Genomic DNA, 16,680 nt, shown 5'->3' with positions numbered 1-16,680 from the left:
GATGCTGACTATTGATACATCAGAATTGACTCCGGTGCAATTGCAAAATTATATGCAGTATGCGGTTGCACCGAGGCCAATTTGCTTTGCGACTACAATTGATAAGGCCGGAAATATCAATCTGAGCCCATTCAGTTTTTTTAATATGTTTAGCACCAATCCGCCATTATGTGTGTTTTCACCGGCAAGGCGGGTGCGTGATAATACCACCAAGCATACTTTAGAGAATGTACTGGAGGTTAAAGAATGCGTGATTAACATTGTGAATTACCCGATGGTACAGCAAATGAGTCTGGCCAGTACGGAATATGCCAAAGGTGTTAATGAATTTGAAAAGGCAGGATTTACGATGCTCCCATCAAAGCTTGTAAAACCACCCAGGGTAGCGGAAGCACCTGTACAGATGGAGTGTACCATCAGAGAAGTGATTCATTTGGGGGAAAATCCGGGTGCCGGTAACCTGATTCTGGCTGAGGTAAAACTCATCCATATTAATGAAGAGATCTTAGATGAGGATGGTAAAATTGATCAGGCAAAGATAGACCTTGTCGCCCGTTTAGGTGGTGATTGGTACTGTCGCGTTACTGCAGAAAACCTGTTTAAAGTAGCCAAACCTTTAAGTCGACTGGGAATAGGAGTAGATGCCTTACCTAAGGCCGTACGATACTCAAAAGTGCTTACAGGGAATGACCTGGGAATGCTTGGTAATATCGAAAAATTGCCTGCAGATGAGGAAATCGATGCCATTAGAACTGATGCTGAAGTAAAAGAAGTACTTGATGCAACAATAGGGGATGCAAATAACCGCGAACGTGAGTTGCATGAACTGGCTAAACAATGGCTAAGTAAAGGAAATGTTGAAGACGCTTTAAAAGTAGTGTTACTATAATTTAAAAGTGGTATGGCTATAAAATGCTTACCACTTTTAAAAAACGTTTTTTATAAAAACCTTCATTTAAGCTTGAAATGGTAACTCCTTTAGCGTTACCTGATGAGGAGTGTATGAATTTCACTTCATCACCATGAATCGAGTAGATAATACCTACATGTCCTGGTGTGCGGGACCTGCTGTTTGTTCCGGTAAACAGAATAACATCACCAATTTTTGCGTCTTCCAGTTTTTTAGGTTCTCCGCTTGTCGCAAATTCCCGGGATGAACGGGGTACTTTAAACCCAAAATTACTAAATACATAATTTACAAAACCTGAGCAATCAAATCCTCTGCTTGGACTGCTTGATGCTGTTCTGTACCGTATACCAAGCATGGATTTTGCAAATTCCAATAAGCGGTTCGGAGATTCAATCTTTTGCGGTTTATTAACCGGATTCTGTTCCGTTAGTTTACTTACCAGTTGTTGGTATTGGACAGGAACTGTGGTTTGCGACTTGGCCGCAAGCACAGTTAGGAATAGAAAATAAAATAGAATAGGGATTCTCTTCATTGACTAAGGTGTTGTTACAGCTACCGGTAATACCTTTCCATTAAAAAATTTGTGACCTGTACGTGCAAAATCAGCAATGTACTTGCCCATTTCAAAGGCCAATACAGGAGATTGGTAGCCTGGGAATGCCTGTTCCAGCATCTCTGTTTGCGCAGAACCGAGCGCAAGGCAGTTGATCTTAATTCCCGTTTCCTGGAGCTCAAAAGCCAGGCATTCGGTTAAGGTATGCAAGGCCGATTTACTGGCAGAATAGGCTGAAAGTCCCGGGAATTTCACACTCCCCTGAAAACCACCCATACTGCCTATGTTTACAATGTGACTGCCGGTTCCCATTAGAGGAAGCAGGTTTTTAATCATGTTAAAATGCCCTATCACATTGGAATCAAACATGTTGTACATGTCTTCGGCACTCGTTTCCAAAAAGGGTTTGTTGACTAGCGCTCCGGCATTATTGATCAGTATATCGATGTTGCCAAGCTTTTCTTTAAGAAAGGGAACCAATACAGCGTAGTCATTATTTACAATATCGAATTCAACCGGTAACAATGTGCAATCGGGATTAATTCCTTTTGCTATTTCAAGGAGCTTACGCAACTTGTCTGCCGATCTGGCAATAACTACGACCTTATTTTCAGTATTCAATGTGAATTCTAAGGCAGTTTCAAAACCAATTCCACTGCTGCCACCTGTTAATACTATATTCATTAATGCTTCTTTATGTTAAATAATTTTAGCCATCCTGAAGTTTAATCGAGGATGGCTAACACCTTAGTCTTCTTCGTTGATTAGTTGCGTTACCGGGTTTTCAATCACATGTAAGCCGTCGGTGATTAATTTGGTATGATCCGGCTCATTAACTGCTTTGAGTTCCAGGTAAGCGCGGACTTCTTTTTCCAGCTCAGGGTAAAGCTGTTTGTGGTATAATATTTCCAGAATTTCCATCACGGAAAGCCAATCCTGCTGGTGTTCCTTTTTTAAGGTTTCAAACAAAGTCGGCAGTTGCTCATAGTCTGTTCCATTTTCTCTGATCAAACGTACAGTTTTATAGATCGCATGCAGCTTTTGGGTTTGCTCATCATAAACCAATTTATGCGTTTGTTTATCACTGATGTGGGTGATTTCTTCATACGCTTCTTTATCAGCAGCCCCGTTAAATACGGATATGATGGTTTCGCCCACAGCCATGTCATATGTTCCCCATTCCGGCTGGAAAAGAATGTTGCCATTGCTTTCCTTCACTGTGCAGTCCTCAAATGAAATCATAACCGTTTTGCCATCATGCTGATGGATGTTTTTAACGATACCTTTTACGGTAATGCCACTCGCAAATTCGAGGTTTGCTTCAGCATCGGGCTGAATGCCGCAATCCAATAATTCTGCTGCGTTAAGTGCTTCAAGAGGCCTGGCCAGGCCTTTTAATTTACCCACAGGTGAAGAGAATCCATCTTTATGGTAAAATTTCCCATGTCCTTCAAGCTGCACATTATTTACAGCAATGGCTGATGGTCCCGTAGTTTTTATAAAAGTGAGGTTATTGTGCTCGTCAACACCCAAATCAGTAAATACTCCGGTTACCTGCAAGCCTGAGCTATACACTGCTGTTGCCGGGTTTTTACATTCAATAGCTTTCCCGATGCTTTCAGTTCCTCCTTTTCTGAAGGCCATTGTATTGGCAAAGGTTTCTAAAACGTCAATCAGGTTCTGGAAAGTCTCTGTTACAAACAGCTGAGGCTGAGGTTTGGTGATGTCGTAGCTATAGTTAATCGTATCGATATTGTACCATAATTTTTTCACATCCTCGCGCATGCAACTTGAACTTTCTCCGATAGAAGAAAGCAATCCTGCACCATAAATTTTTGGATCCTCAAGGGTGCCAATCAGACCATATTCAACAGTCCACCAATGGAGTCTGCTCAATAAGGCCATCTCTGATGGTTCTCCCATGTTTTCAGAAATTTCCTGCAGTTGTTTTTCTGCTTTTTCAATATCTTCTTTTGGTGCGTCTACGGCTTCTTTTAAAATAGAAAGACTGCGGATAGCCTCATACAATTCAAAATCTTTTGAAGAGAACATGGCCTTGGCACCAATAGAACCAAAATAGCTCAGATAACTGTTGTAATCTGCATCGGCAATGATAGGCGCATGTCCTGCTGATTCATGAATGATATCAGGAGCTGGGGTATATTCAATATGATTGATTTGTCGGATGTCGGCTGCAATTACCAATACGCGGTAAGCCTGATACTCCATGAATGCAGAAGGCGGGATGAAACCATCCACCGTAACTGCGCCCCAGCCAATTTTGCCAAGGTTATCGTTCATCGTCTGCAAATGAGGAATGTACTCAATGCTTAAGCCTGCGCGCTGCAAGCCTTTGATATAAGGATAATAGGCTACATGTTTTAAATAACTATAATTCTGACGCATCACATAGCGCCATACCGCCTGATCTATGGGCGTGTATTTTTCATAGTGCTGTTCAACAATAAACTGCCTTAAATGCTTGGGTAGTTTAGCTACCTGAGGGTTGTTGAAGTCATTAAAATCACTCATTTTTAACCTATATTTTGATTTGACCAAGATAGCGTAATAGTTAGCTTTTAGCAAATAAAATGAGGATAATGGCTATAAAATGATCTATTTTCTTACTTTAAAAGAAAAATGTTTTTGAGAAAAATAGCTAAAAACGGCAAGGATTGTGGTGATGATAATTTTAGAGACAGTAGGATAAAAACCAAAGGCTTCTACCAATACTTTAAGCATGGCATAATTGAGTAGAATATTGGTGACGACTACCGATCCATACCGGAATAACTGGATCCTTCCCTTTAAATTGGATTTTGTGAAAATCAGGTATTTATTCAGCATAAAGCCGATGAAAAAGGTAATCACAGATTCTATAATAAAGGCTGCAATTGGGGCAGTTATCAGGCCGGGAAGAGGTGGGTAATCCAGATGTACATCCTTTTGATGGAGTATCCAGTTGTAAACGATATAATAAATAATGATACCGCTGGCCGCAGTTGTTCCGCCGGACACAAGGTACCTGAAGGTATGAAGTGACAACACGCGGGAAAAAGGAGCGTAGAAGAAGTCTATTATTTTTAACAGGAATTTACGCATGTCTTATTTCGCTGTCAGTTTATTCTCTATCATTCGGTTATTATATTGCTGTATGAAAGCTTTTAAATACTTAGCCATTTTTTCAACAATCAGGGGTTCTTTATCCAGGATGTTGTTTTTGGTTAATCTGTCGGTTTTTAAATTGAACAGGGACAGGTTAACTTTTCCATCATTGATCAGTAGGTAATCGCCCTGGAAAAAACTAAAAGTACCATCATTGTTGTTCACTGCAAAATTATCCTGTTTATTCGCAAAAGCATCGAAGCCCATTGCGAAATAAGGTTTATCATAATTCAGGTAATTTAAAACAGTAGGCATGATGTCTATTTGTTGTACAATTTTATCGGTTTTACCTTTTAAATCTCCACCCGGGTAATAAAATACGATTGGAATAGAGAAGGAGCCTGGAGTGGTTTGGTATTCAGGTAAATGGGTTACTGTAGCGTGGTCTGCACACAATACAAATAGTGTGTTTTTGTACCAGGGCATGGTAGATGCAGTTTTGAAGAAATTACGCAAAGCCATATCGGTATAACCAAAAACCTCCTGAACCGGCAGTGGTCCTTTAGGGAATTTACCTACATATTCTTCCGGCATTTTGAAGGGATGATGAGAGGATAAGGAGAAAAAGGCCGAGAAGAAAGGCTGTTTAAACGTGTTCATGGTATTAGCCATGTATTGCATAAACTTGTCGTCCCAGATTCCCCAGGTACCATCAAAATCGGCATCGTTATTATACTCGTTCTTTCCGAAATACCGCTTAACACCCGCCAGGTTTGTATAGGAAGAAAAACCCATTGAACCATTTGGAGCACCATGGAAAAAAGCAGTTTCATAACCTTTGTCGCCCAATAATTTAGCTATACTGGTTGTTTTGTTGCCGGAATATACGGACAGCACATAGGGCTCTCTTATGGATGGAATGCCTGAAATTACGGATGGTAAGGCGTCTATTGATTTACGGCCGTTGGCGTAAGTATTTGTGAATGTAAAACTCTCTGAAACCAGTGAATCAATAAAGGGCGTATAGCCTTTGTATTTTCCATCTAAAAGATCTTTGTTTAAACTGCCAATGCTTTCTTTTCCCAGACTTTCGATGATTAAGAATACCACGTTGAGTTTTTTAAACGCTCCGGTATTTGCAGGCTGGTGGATAGGGTTGTAGATAGAATTTAAGGTTTCTTCATCATAGAAGTTAACCGGCTTCAGTTTTGAAGATTTCAGGGTTCTGATGATGCTGAAAGGGGTGTTGAGTACTAAACTCATCTGGTCGGGGGTGTCGACATATTCACCAGCATTACTTAGGGTAATTGGTCTGGTAGAAGAGCCTATTCCGCCGCGCACACCTGTAATACAAAGAAAGGCTATAAGCGGAATTAGTGCTGTTTGTATGGCATAAGCAGGCCATTTGAACTGATTTGGTTTTTTAACCTGGATCAGGTCATACAGCTTTATGAATAGCCAGATGAAAACTGCAAATAGCAGGACGAGGTACCAATAGTCCGTTAAGAAATCTACGAATAGTTTAAACTTGTTCTGCTCGTGACTAAATTGACTGTAAACTGTTGCTGTTGTTCTTTTGAGCGTGTATTTATAATAGGCAAAATCGGCAAAGTTTGCCATAAGGCCTAAGCTATTGGTGACGATAAAAAGCCATTTGCAAAAGCGTTGGTACCCATTGTTGTATTTAAAAGGAAATGGGATGATGGCTAACAAAATAAATATAGCATTGATATAGATCAGTGCTGCAGTATCAAATTTTAATCCGCCCCAAAGGATGTATAAATACTTGGGAAAGCTAATATTGGGAAATAAGCTGTAGTTAAAAAAATAAAATCCTAGTCGACATAAGGCATATAAAACCAATAGGATCAGGAAGCGATAGGCCAGGGCCAGATATAAATTTACGGCTACAGTATTCTCTTTTTTCAATTGAAATAATTTGTGGCCGTAAATTTAACGAATTTTTATTGAATGCGTCTGATTTTAAACGGTTACAGGACGCTCTTGTGACTGTTTAGCGAAATAGATATCCCTGAAGTTCATAGTCCTGGTATTGTCGATCCTTCTGTGGAAACACTCAGGTTTGATGTGATCCGGGGTGTCGAAACCACAGGCTTCCATCAGCTCTACTGTTGCATGAATGGTGTTTTTATGGAAATTAGCTACCCTGTGTTTCTTGTCTGTTACGTCGATACCTTTGTATAAACTCTTATCCTGAGTAGCAATACCTACAGGGCATTTTCCGCTATCACATTTTAAAGCTTGTATGCACCCTAAGGCCATCATCATTCCTCTTGCACTGTAGCAGGCATCAGCGCCCAGTGAAAGTGCTTTCATAATGTCAAAACCGGTAATGATTTTTCCTGAGGCTAATATTTTAATGCTGTCTCTTAAATCAAAGTCGATTAGTGTTGAATTGACAAAGGCCAAAGCATCCATTAAAGGCATACCGACATAATCTGTATATTCCAGTGGGGCTGCACCGGTACCACCTTCAGCACCATCTATCGTAATGAAATCTGGTGTAACACCTGTGGTTTGCATAGCTGTACAGATGTCGATAAACTCCTGTTTGCTACCAATACATAATTTAAAACCAACCGGCTTACCTTCTGAAAGGTCGCGCAGTTGTTTTACAAAGCCCATCAATCCGTTAGCGTTGTTAAATGTACTGTGCGCAGGTGGAGAAATTACTGTTGTACCTGCCTTTACATTCCTGATTTCAGCAATCTCCGGCGTGTTTTTAGCCGCAGGTAAAATACCTCCATGGCCAGGCTTAGCACCTTGAGACAATTTGATTTCAATCATCTTTACATAGGTACGTCTGGAGTTTTTTTGGAATAGAGCGGCATCAAAATGACCATCATTATCTCTACAGCCAAAGTATCCTGTACCGATTTGCCAGATCAGGTCGCCACCTCCTTTTACGTGGTACGGACTAATACCACCTTCACCGGTATTATGCGCAAAGCCGTTTAATTTTGCTCCATTACTTAATGAAGTGATGGCTGTTTTACTTAATGCACCAAAACTCATGGCGCCGATGTTTAAAATACTTAAGCTATATGGCTGTGCGCAATGTTTGTTACCCACTGCTACACGTAAATCTGTGTTCACTATTTTTTTAGGGTAGATACTATGTGATACCCATTCGTAACCTTGTTGATAAGGATCCACCTGCATACCAAAAGCAACAGTTTCACGCTCATTCTTAGCTCTTTGGTAAACGATAGACCTTTGGCGTCTGTTAAACGGCTTTCCGTCCAGATCCGATTCAAAGAAGTATTGTCTCATTTCCGGTCTGATGGCTTCAAAGAAGTAGCGCAAACGACCTACAATAGGATAATTACGCAATACTGCGTGTTTGGATTGAAAACGATCGTATCCAATCGCGGTAATAAGAATTAAAGGCAGCGCAATAAGGAGGTAAAACGAAGAAGCCTGATAGAAGGCAGCTATAATTAAAGCTACTGTTCCTGATAAAGCTAACCAAAGCAGTGTTTTTCCAATGATTGAACTAAATTTACGATTTTCCATGATTTTGATGATAGACAGACACAAAATGGTCTGGAATATAATAGTGTTGAAGGCAAAGCAGCCAGATGCAATTTTTAATTTACAATAGATAGAATGTTCCCCCGAACCGTTTCAGTATTATGAGGGATTCGGGGTTAAGATCATAAAGTCTTTGAAGGAATTGGAATTCATGGTGCAAATTTCGTTACCTTTTTGATAAAATCAAAAAAAAAGACCATATAAATTATATTATTATTAATTCGGCAGGGATACGAAATCCATAACAGCACAATGCTGGTATGTTTTGTGGGGCTGGATGCTTACGCCGACTGTATTTAGTTGATATGATGTATTTAGAAGTAATTTTCTGTGACCTAAATCCGGCACTCCTTTATCGAGTAAAAGCATGCAAACATTTCCAAGACCGGTAGAAAAGCCAAAAGCAAGGTTCTCACCGCTTGATTTTTTTGGGTATATCTTCCCGATTCTGTCTTTCGGGCTTCTTCCATCCATTGAGCTGTGTGATGCGTAATTTTTTTTGTTTAGCTCTTTTGCATGTTGCCAGGCTACCTGGCTTAGCGCTTCATCAGGATAAAAAACAGGTAAAAGTCTTATGTTTTTAAGGTCATTCTTTAAACTACGGTAATAGCTGCTTGTTCTGCTGATTTTTAGTCTTTCGTAGTTACTGTATTTTTGCATCCTCTGATTATGGTCATCAATGAAATCCTGCAAAAATGTATTGAAAAAGCGTTCTCCATCCATTCGGGCCAGGTTTATGTACATCACTATGTCCTTTTCCTCACCAGTAAGATAATCTGCATTGCCGGCAGTATTGGCAGCTCTTAATTCATCTTTCGTCCAACCACTGCTACTTTGTGCTTTTAGGGACTGTATCGAAAATATTGAAAAAAGGAGGGGGATGATTATTTGGGCAAACTTCATTTATAGATATTAAAACAAGGTAATTAATTGATGGCTTTCATCACGTGGTTTACCACGGCATCGCAACGTACAAGATTAAATTCAAACAGCTGACTCGTATGCTGGTATTGGTTAAGTTCCGAACGAAGCATTTCTTTGGCTCTGTTTAAACGAATTTTAACATTTGATTCACCTAAATCAAGTGCTTCCATAGTTTCAGCAGTACTCATTCCCTGTACTTCGCGCATCATGAATACGATACGATATTTTTCGGGCAACGCTGCAAATGCTTTTTCAAGAGCTTCTTTTAACTCTTTGTTCATTAAGTTTGTTAAGGGCGTTTCAGGGTAGTGGTCATCGTATTTATTTTCCATCAGTATTTTCTCCTGTTTCAATTTCCTTTTTTTGTGCAATAAGCTTTCATTGATCAATATTCTGGTGATCCAGGTCCCAAAACTCGACTGATGTTTAAAGCTTGCCAGCTGACGGTATGCATTCAGATAAGTGATCTGCATAATATCTTCAGCCTCCTTATCGTCGTTAATAATGGACATACTGATCCTATATAACTGCTGGTTGAATTTTCGCATCAGCAGTTCATACAAGTGTTTTTCTCCTTGGAGTACTCTCGATACGATTGCTTCATCAGTTAAGGTCTCTGTCATAGCTATTCTGGCTTCATAAATATTTATATAAAAATAGAGTATTCGACCATCAAAGGGTTACAATATTAATTTGAAACGTTTTTTGTAACCCTTTTTTTATTTGAAGCCTCTAACCTATAAAAAACAAAATCATGGAAGACTCAATGAAAATCAAAAACATTCAAACGCTTTTAACGTTTACTTATTGTTTAATACCAGTAGTTGCCGGTGCTGATAAGTTTACTAATCTTTTAACCGATTGGTCGAAATACCTTAATCCTGGCTTGATACCGATGCTGCCACTCAGTGCTCATGTATTTATGATGGTAGTAGGAGTAATTGAAATAATAGCTGGGGTGCTGGTTTTTTTGAATCCACAAAAGGGTGCTTATGTAGTAAGTGCCTGGTTAGTATTGATTGCTTTAACTTTATTGACAAGCGGGAATTATCTGGACGTTGCAGTACGTGATCTGGCCATGGCGATCGGCGCTTTTACCCTGGCTAAAATTTCGGGAATTACAAACGTTAGAACCTAATCATATGATAAAACACGTTGTTAGAATTTTGAATGTAGCAGATGAAACGCATAATGTTAAGCGTTTTGTGCTTGAAAAACCAGATGGATATACCTTTGTGCCCGGACAAGCTACTGATGTGTCCATTAACCAATCAGGACTCGAAGAGGTGCTGAAGCCATTTACATTTACTTCGCTCAATGAATGGCATTATCTGGAGTTTACGATCAAAATCTACAACGATCATCATGGTTTTACCGAAAGGCTGGGCAAGCTAAAAGCCGGTGATGAATTGATCCTCCACGAAGTGTTTGGAACGATCCATTACAAAGGTCCGGGGGTGTTTATTGCCGGTGGAGCAGGGATAACACCCTTTATTGCGATTCTTCGTCAGCTTAATAAGGATGGTTTATTAGCAGGGAATACGTTGCTTTTTGCGAACCATAATGAAAATGATATCATTCATAAAGCTGAATTAGATGAGATGCTGGGCGAGCGTCATATTGATGTTTTGAAAGCACCTTTGGATCCGGAAACACCGGACAGGACTATGGATTATGATTTGTTAAAGGAATATGTGAATGATAAGGAGGGTTATTGTTATGTATGTGGACCGGATGCGTTTACTGCGGCAATGGTCGAAAATCTGGAAAAATTAGGAATGGAGAAAGCGCATATCGTCATTGAAGAATAAAAAAATAACCGTTCTCTTCTCAGGCTGGAAAAAGTTGCGCTGAAAAAGCGCAAATTGTTCCTATGCCTGTTCAGAGAAGGTAATTTTTTTCTGAGCAGGGGGGCTATAGCGACGTGGTTATAGCAGAGAGGTTATAGTAGGGTGATTATATTAGGGAGGTTATAGTAGGGTGATTATATTAGGGAGGTTATATTAGGGAGGTTATAGCAAGGTGGTTATAGTAGGAGGGTTAGCAGGTAGTTGGCGTGTATTTGAAGACTTAGAGTAAAACAAAGCGGATAAAGCTTTGTTTTACTCTAAATCGCTGAATGAAGCACATATACCTGTTTTTATTATTCTTTTTGTTATTTCCTGTACTGCTAAATGCCCAGGGAATTGACGTCCCTGTTTCTGAAAAGGCAAAAGTGAATTTATCGGGGATGTTGCAGACCCGTTTTAGTTATTCGCTTGAGAAGGATATTGATGTTAATGGGAAACATCATGCTTCAAATGAACAATTCTCTCGTAATTCTTTTTCTGTAAAACGCGCGCGTTTACAGGCTAATGCAACTATTAGCGATCGTATAAATGCTGTTATTCTGGTTAATTCTGGTGAATTTACAGGAGATCCCCAGAATAAGGTGCTTGAAAATGCTTACATCAAGTATGGTGTGAGCGATTATGTGAATTTTCAGTTCGGTCAGTTCCGCCCTCAGTTTGGTCAGGAAGATAATTATCCTGTCGATTTTGTGCGGTCTATAGATTATTCAAACTCCTATTACCTTTTTGCTTCAAACAGCTGGCAAAGTTTTCAAATTGGCGCTAGCTACTATGGAGAAATAAAGAACAGTGCGATTCCCATCAAATATTATGTCGGAGTTTTTAACGGTAACAACAGAAATCAGGTTGGTGATAATGATGATGGTAAAATTTTCCCTGCCCGTTTGGTATTTGGACTGGGGAAGAACACCTTGCTGGGGCTGAGCGGAGGAGCAGGTCAAAACATGGGGCAGAAAATATGGGCGTATGGAGCAGATGTAGATTATAAACACAAGATTGATGATCGCTGGGGTTTTGAGTTGGTTTCGGAGTACAGACAGGGAATCAATAGTGTTGAATATTTTAGTCAGACAGATCCAGTCATTCCCATCCACAGGTATGGAATGCGTGGTGTATACATTCTGCCCAACATCGGTTATAGCTTCAAAAACCTACGACTTAAAAAGCTTGAATTCTCTTTCCGCTATGAATATCTGGATTCAGATTTTAAGCAGGCAGGCAATGCCAGACAAAGCTATATTCCTATGTTCAGTGCCTCTTTTGCGGAAAATTACGCAATTAGGGCGCAATTAGGTGTGCTTATGGATAGGTATCAACATAATATTCCTAATTCTGTACAATACAATAACAACAGGGTTATTTGTCAGGTACAAGCGCGCTTTTAAGTCAATATTACAAAATAACCGTTTTCTTCAAAGCCGGCATGATTCGCTGAAAGCACTCAAATAACTATACTGAATGTTATTCTGAATGATCAAATAATCTAACAAAATGGTTTTCCAGGTGATTCCGCATGGCATTTCTAAACAGTTCCGGAGAGCCATTTTCCAGGATGTCCACTAAACCTTTATGCGAAACGAACTTGTGTATCTGACCTTGTTTTTTCAGCAAACCACTATTGTGAACATAATCAAACACCGGTAGCAGCATTCTTTGGAATGTGATCAGGGTTTCATTTCCTGTGATTTCATATAACTTTCCATGAAAGACAATCTCGTGTTCGATCTGGAATAGGTAATTCTGCGCGGTATCAGGTTCGTTTTCAACGATCTGTCTTAATTCTGCAATGTCTTCAGGAGTAACGCGCTGGAATAGAAAATCGGCCATTCCGATTTCCAGTGCAAGTCTGATTTCAAATATTCCTTTTAAAGTTTCCTGATCTAATACATGAGGATTCATGGTTTTACTCATGATGCCAAAAATATCCGGACTGGTAATTACGGATCCCTTTTTCTTTTTAGTTTCTATTAAGCCCATCATTCGTAAACGTAGGATGGCCTCCCGCGTAACAGTTCTGCTTACACCTAATGTTTTGGATAAGTCTAATTCAGTAGGGATTGTGTCACCCACTTTTAACTTTCTGTCTTTCAGTAGTTGGACAAGATTTGCTTCCACTTTATCAACCAGAGAACTGGTGTCTAATGGTTGAAATGTCTCAGTCATGCTTTTCATGATTATGTATGATAATATTTTTATAGGTCTAATTCTGCTTTCTAAGCTCAAATATAGCGTAATCATCTATATGTTAATATAAATATGAAAATATTTCTTGGATTATAAAAATAAAAGTTACTACCTTAGAGTTATTATGTTATACATAATGCTCAACCTAACCTTTATAATAAGTATGAAAAAGATCTACACAACCTATATCAGCAGATTCTTGTTGATATTTGTATTGAGCATGGGGGTACTCAATGCTTTAGGCCAAACCATTCAAGTTACAGGGCGGGTAACCGACGCTTCCGGTGCCGCGATTCCTAGTGTTAGCGTTCTCATTAAAAACACAAAAACCGGTACATCTACCGGTGCTGGTGGTAATTATTCTATTTCTGCAAAAAGCAGCGATATTCTTGTATTCAGTTACACAGGGTATGTTAAGCAGGAAGTAAGCGTTGGCGGCCGCAGTAACATTAATATAACACTAATAGAGGACAAGCAGAATCTCGAAGAGGTAGTGGTAGTTGGTTACGGTACTGCTAGTCGGTCAAAAATCACTTCATCAATTGCTAAGTTGGATTCGAAGGTACTGGAAACGGGTATGCGTTCTAATCCTGCACAAGCCTTAGCCGGAACAATTCCGGGGGTTCGGGTGGCAACTACTACTGGCAGGCCGGGTTCGGTGGCTAGTATTACCCTTAGGGGAGGAACGAACTTCGATGGAAGTGGTAGTCCACTAATTGTTATGGATGGGCAGGTTCGTGCATCTTTCAGTGATATTAATCCTGAGGATATTGAAAGTATGGAGGTCTTAAAAGATGCTTCTGCAACTGCTATTTACGGTGCAAGGGCTAGTAATGGTGTAATTTTAATTACAACCAAAAGAGGTAAAGCGGGGGTTTCATCAATTTCATTAAAAGCTAAAACCGGAATCAACTACTTAAATACACCTTATGATGTTTTAAGCGGAGGAGATTATCTCCATTGGACACGTTTAGGTGTTGTTGAAGCAATGAGAAATGGTACGTTGGGTACTTTTGCTTCAAATTCAGCACTATCGGCGGTCGGACCAAGAGGTACAGGAAACCTATATAAAGATGCTGCCGGAAATATTCTGGATGGTAATTACGCTAATAGCGCAGTTTGGAGCCCAATGCGCCTGACAGATGCCAATAGAGATCTATTGTCGGCAAATGATGGTTGGAAAACGATGAAAGATGCGGTTAGAACCAATGCTGCAGGAAACTATGATCCAAACGGAACATTTGCAGATTTAATTTATAAAGATTTTAATTATGGTGATTATGCTTTTAAATCTCCGGCAATTTCACAGGATTATAACGTAGGGATGAACGGTGGTAATGACAAAGGAAGCTATTATGCAAATCTGGGTTACTACAATGAAGATGGTTTGTCGTTGGCCACATTTTACAAACGTTATAATTTCACTTTAAACGGTGACTATAAAATAAAAGAATGGTTAAAATCTGAAAGTAGTTTTCAATTTGCCCGTGCAAACTGGAGAGATCAGTCTTTGCAAAATGGTGAAGGAAACTACTGGGGTCGTATGCTTTTTGCACCACCAACTTTGAGAGGTACAAATGCTAAAGGAGAACTGATTTTGGGTCGTGATGCTTCAGATGGTAATCCAATCCTCAATATTGACAAATATAAAAGAAGTAACCAAAGTGATAAATTCACACTTGGACAGGCTTTCAAAGTAGATATTTTGAAAAACCTGTATGTTAGGGTGAGCGGTATCGTTATGTATGATCAAAGTGATGCCGAAGCTTTTAATAAAGATTTTAGATCAGGGTTGTTAAGTACGACCAATCCTAATACCGGTTGGAACAGGGATAGGGCTAGCTCGGCAAATACAGATCGTACAATTAGACAAACGTACAATGCCGTTGCTAATTACAAAACTCAGTTTCTGGGTGCGAATAATATAGATGTAACCGCAGGTTTTGAATATTTCGATTCCTATAATAAGGGCTTTAGTGCCGGAGGCAGGTTGGCGCCAACTGATGATTTTCAGGATCTGGGTTTAACCGTAAGAGATGTTTCTGGTGTAGGCGCAAGAGATATTGATTCTTATCACAATAGAGAACGTATTCTTTCCACTTTTGCCAGGGTTAATTACGACTGGAACGAAAAATACCTGGCTTCATTTACAGTAAGAAGGGATGGTTATTCAAGATTAATTGGCGACAATCAGTTTGGTACTTTTCCAGCTGTATCTGCAGGATGGCTTGTTCATAAAGAAGGTTTTATGAAATCTACTGAAAACTGGCTTTCTATGATGAAATTAAGAGCTAGTTATGGGTTGAATGGTAATATTGGTGAGGTAGGCAGGCAAGCTGATGGTTCAGTTAACTTGTATGAATTACAAGGTCAATATGGTGCTCAAACACCTTATAATGGTGTAGTTGGTTTCTTGCAGAGTGGATTAGCTAATCCCAATCTTAAATGGGAAAAGTCCAATACTGTAGAGGGAGGACTTGAGTTAGGGTTCTTTAACAACAGAATAACTACTTCAGTTGCGGTTTACAACAGAATTACAAAAGATAAAATCACTAATATCCTTTTACCAAGTTCTTCCGGGATAGGCAGCATTCGTACAAATAATGGGTCAATGCGAAATACCGGGGTTGAGTTGGAAGCGACAGTTAAAGCTGTACAGAAAGAAGATTTAAAAGTTCAATTTGGTATAAATGCTTCATGGAATAAAAACAAAATACTTAAACTTCCATTTAATGGAAATGATCGTAACCGTCAGGGTGGTCAACAAATCTATGATCCTAGGTCTGGAAAGTTAATCTGGGTAGCTGGTTTACAGGAAGGTCAGGAACCAGGTGAACAATATGGTTTTGTAAGTGAGGGAATCATCAGAAATGCAGAAGACCTTGCAGGTTATAATAAAGTAGATTTAGCTGCCGGTCAGGTTTGGTATGGTGCTTCTGCAGGTAAAAAAGTTGCTAGTCAGGCATTAATCACCTCAAGAGGTTTGAATGTAGGTTCTTCGACTTTTATTGCTACTCAGATGGGCGATATGAAATGGAAGGATGTTGATCAGAATGATACCATTGATACCAGAGATATGGTCTTCCTTGGCAGATCTCTTCCACGTTGGACCGGTGGATTTAATACACAGGTGAGCTGGAAAGGTCTTTCTCTATATGCTCGTGTCGATTTCGCTTTTGGTCATATTCAACAGGATTTTCAACAAATGTGGACTTTGGGAGCCATGCAGGGAGAGTTTAATGGTACGCAGGTAATCAAAGATACCTGGACACCGGAAAATCCTGGTGCATTGTATCCAAGATATACCTGGGCGGATCAGCTAAATGCTAAGAACTTTGACAGACCTAGCAGCATGTTCTTTGTAAACTCTGGCTATTTAGCGTTTAGAGAGGTTTCTTTAAGTTATGCTATTCCTAAAAAGATATTAGATAAGGCTAAAATAGCAGGCCTTACTTTAACCGCAACCGGACAAAATTTAGGGTATATTACTAATAAGCAGTTGAATTTACCAGAGCGTTCTGGAAATCAGACCAATGCTGCTTATACTATTCCAACATCATTAATTTTTGGAATGAACCTAACCTTTTAATATAGACTAT

General features: G+C 39.6%; 14 protein-coding genes. 5 read left to right on the top strand and 9 right to left on the bottom strand.

Annotated features, from left to right (window positions below; translation table 11 throughout):
- The first annotated feature begins 1 nt into the window (after position 1).
- On the top strand, positions 2–889 hold the full coding sequence (locus B9A18_RS14055) for a flavin reductase family protein (RefSeq protein ID WP_084289961.1): 888 nt from the start codon (positions 2–4) through the stop codon (positions 887–889).
- Positions 890–905: 16 nt separating this feature from the next.
- On the opposite strand, the gene B9A18_RS14050 is transcribed toward B9A18_RS14055, so the two are convergent.
- The 8 genes from B9A18_RS14050 to B9A18_RS14015 all read right to left on the bottom strand — a co-directional run bounded on the left by B9A18_RS14050 (position 906) and on the right by B9A18_RS14015 (position 9,670).
- Positions 906–1,442 (bottom strand): C40 family peptidase, encoded by a 537-nt coding sequence (locus B9A18_RS14050; RefSeq protein ID WP_084289960.1) that lies wholly within the window; start codon positions 1,440–1,442, stop codon positions 906–908.
- 3 nt (positions 1,443–1,445) lie between these two features.
- Positions 1,446–2,147 (bottom strand): SDR family oxidoreductase, encoded by a 702-nt coding sequence (locus tag B9A18_RS14045; protein ID WP_084289959.1) that lies wholly within the window; start codon positions 2,145–2,147, stop codon positions 1,446–1,448.
- Positions 2,148–2,210: 63 nt separating this feature from the next.
- Complete coding sequence (locus B9A18_RS14040) at positions 2,211–3,995, bottom strand: aromatic amino acid hydroxylase (RefSeq protein ID WP_084289958.1); 1,785 nt, start codon at positions 3,993–3,995, stop codon at positions 2,211–2,213.
- 84 nt (positions 3,996–4,079) lie between these two features.
- Entirely contained in the window at positions 4,080–4,565 is a 486-nt protein-coding gene (locus B9A18_RS14035; RefSeq protein WP_084289957.1) for a GtrA family protein, read from the bottom strand.
- A 3-nt stretch (positions 4,566–4,568) separates the two neighbouring features.
- Complete coding sequence (locus tag B9A18_RS14030; RefSeq protein WP_084289956.1) at positions 4,569–6,497, bottom strand: LTA synthase family protein; 1,929 nt, start codon at positions 6,495–6,497, stop codon at positions 4,569–4,571.
- A gap of 54 nt (positions 6,498–6,551) precedes the next feature.
- On the bottom strand, positions 6,552–8,105 hold the full coding sequence (locus B9A18_RS14025) for an FMN-binding glutamate synthase family protein (protein ID WP_084289955.1): 1,554 nt from the start codon (positions 8,103–8,105) through the stop codon (positions 6,552–6,554).
- A 234-nt stretch (positions 8,106–8,339) separates the two neighbouring features.
- Positions 8,340–9,026, bottom strand: a complete 687-nt coding sequence (locus B9A18_RS14020; protein WP_084289954.1) for a CAP domain-containing protein — start codon at positions 9,024–9,026, stop codon at positions 8,340–8,342.
- Positions 9,027–9,049: 23 nt separating this feature from the next.
- Entirely contained in the window at positions 9,050–9,670 is a 621-nt protein-coding gene (locus B9A18_RS14015; protein WP_084289953.1) for a sigma-70 family RNA polymerase sigma factor, read from the bottom strand.
- Positions 9,671–9,801: 131 nt separating this feature from the next.
- Between B9A18_RS14015 and B9A18_RS14010 the strand changes: the two genes are divergently transcribed.
- The 3 genes from B9A18_RS14010 to B9A18_RS14000 all read left to right on the top strand — a co-directional run bounded on the left by B9A18_RS14010 (position 9,802) and on the right by B9A18_RS14000 (position 12,282).
- On the top strand, positions 9,802–10,185 hold the full coding sequence (locus B9A18_RS14010) for a hypothetical protein (protein ID WP_084289952.1): 384 nt from the start codon (positions 9,802–9,804) through the stop codon (positions 10,183–10,185).
- Positions 10,186–10,189: 4 nt separating this feature from the next.
- Positions 10,190–10,858, top strand: a complete 669-nt coding sequence (locus tag B9A18_RS14005) for a ferredoxin reductase domain-containing protein (protein ID WP_084289951.1) — start codon at positions 10,190–10,192, stop codon at positions 10,856–10,858.
- A gap of 308 nt (positions 10,859–11,166) precedes the next feature.
- Positions 11,167–12,282, top strand: coding sequence for a porin (locus B9A18_RS14000; RefSeq protein WP_084289950.1), 1,116 nt, complete (start codon positions 11,167–11,169; stop codon positions 12,280–12,282).
- Positions 12,283–12,358: 76 nt separating this feature from the next.
- On the opposite strand, the gene B9A18_RS13995 is transcribed toward B9A18_RS14000, so the two are convergent.
- Positions 12,359–13,060, bottom strand: coding sequence for a FadR/GntR family transcriptional regulator (locus B9A18_RS13995; RefSeq protein WP_235005327.1), 702 nt, complete (start codon positions 13,058–13,060; stop codon positions 12,359–12,361).
- Between the two features lie 184 nt (positions 13,061–13,244).
- Here B9A18_RS13995 and B9A18_RS13990 point away from each other — a divergent pair, with 184 nt between their 5' ends.
- Positions 13,245–16,670 carry a SusC/RagA family TonB-linked outer membrane protein gene (locus B9A18_RS13990; RefSeq protein WP_084289949.1) on the top strand — a complete coding sequence of 1,142 codons (3,426 nt, stop codon included), beginning with the start codon at positions 13,245–13,247 and terminating at the stop codon, positions 16,668–16,670.
- Positions 16,671–16,680: the final 10 nt, after the last annotated feature.

The organism is Pedobacter nyackensis (genome assembly GCF_900176505.1).
Classification (GTDB): domain Bacteria; phylum Bacteroidota; class Bacteroidia; order Sphingobacteriales; family Sphingobacteriaceae; genus Pedobacter; species Pedobacter nyackensis.
This window is presented reverse-complemented; position numbering and strand designations above follow the sequence as displayed.

What these genes read in the sequence shown, in the direction of transcription:
- B9A18_RS14025 (WP_084289955.1), bottom strand. Translation starts at nt 8,105, where the DNA reads ATGGAAAATCGTAAATTTAGTTCAATCATTGGAAAAACACTGCTTTGG.
- B9A18_RS14040 (WP_084289958.1), bottom strand. Translation starts at nt 3,995, where the DNA reads ATGAGTGATTTTAATGACTTCAACAACCCTCAGGTAGCTAAACTACCC.
- B9A18_RS14015 (WP_084289953.1), bottom strand. Translation starts at nt 9,670, where the DNA reads ATGACAGAGACCTTAACTGATGAAGCAATCGTATCGAGAGTACTCCAA.
- B9A18_RS14010 (WP_084289952.1), top strand. Translation starts at nt 9,802, where the DNA reads ATGGAAGACTCAATGAAAATCAAAAACATTCAAACGCTTTTAACGTTT.
- B9A18_RS14045 (WP_084289959.1), bottom strand. Translation starts at nt 2,147, where the DNA reads ATGAATATAGTATTAACAGGTGGCAGCAGTGGAATTGGTTTTGAAACT.
- B9A18_RS14050 (WP_084289960.1), bottom strand. Translation starts at nt 1,442, where the DNA reads ATGAAGAGAATCCCTATTCTATTTTATTTTCTATTCCTAACTGTGCTT.
- B9A18_RS13995 (WP_235005327.1), bottom strand. Translation starts at nt 13,060, where the DNA reads ATGACTGAGACATTTCAACCATTAGACACCAGTTCTCTGGTTGATAAA.
- B9A18_RS14055 (WP_084289961.1), top strand. Translation starts at nt 2, where the DNA reads ATGCTGACTATTGATACATCAGAATTGACTCCGGTGCAATTGCAAAAT.
- B9A18_RS14005 (WP_084289951.1), top strand. Translation starts at nt 10,190, where the DNA reads ATGATAAAACACGTTGTTAGAATTTTGAATGTAGCAGATGAAACGCAT.
- B9A18_RS14035 (WP_084289957.1), bottom strand. Translation starts at nt 4,565, where the DNA reads ATGCGTAAATTCCTGTTAAAAATAATAGACTTCTTCTACGCTCCTTTT.
- B9A18_RS14000 (WP_084289950.1), top strand. Translation starts at nt 11,167, where the DNA reads ATGAAGCACATATACCTGTTTTTATTATTCTTTTTGTTATTTCCTGTA.
- B9A18_RS13990 (WP_084289949.1), top strand. Translation starts at nt 13,245, where the DNA reads ATGAAAAAGATCTACACAACCTATATCAGCAGATTCTTGTTGATATTT.
- B9A18_RS14020 (WP_084289954.1), bottom strand. Translation starts at nt 9,026, where the DNA reads ATGAAGTTTGCCCAAATAATCATCCCCCTCCTTTTTTCAATATTTTCG.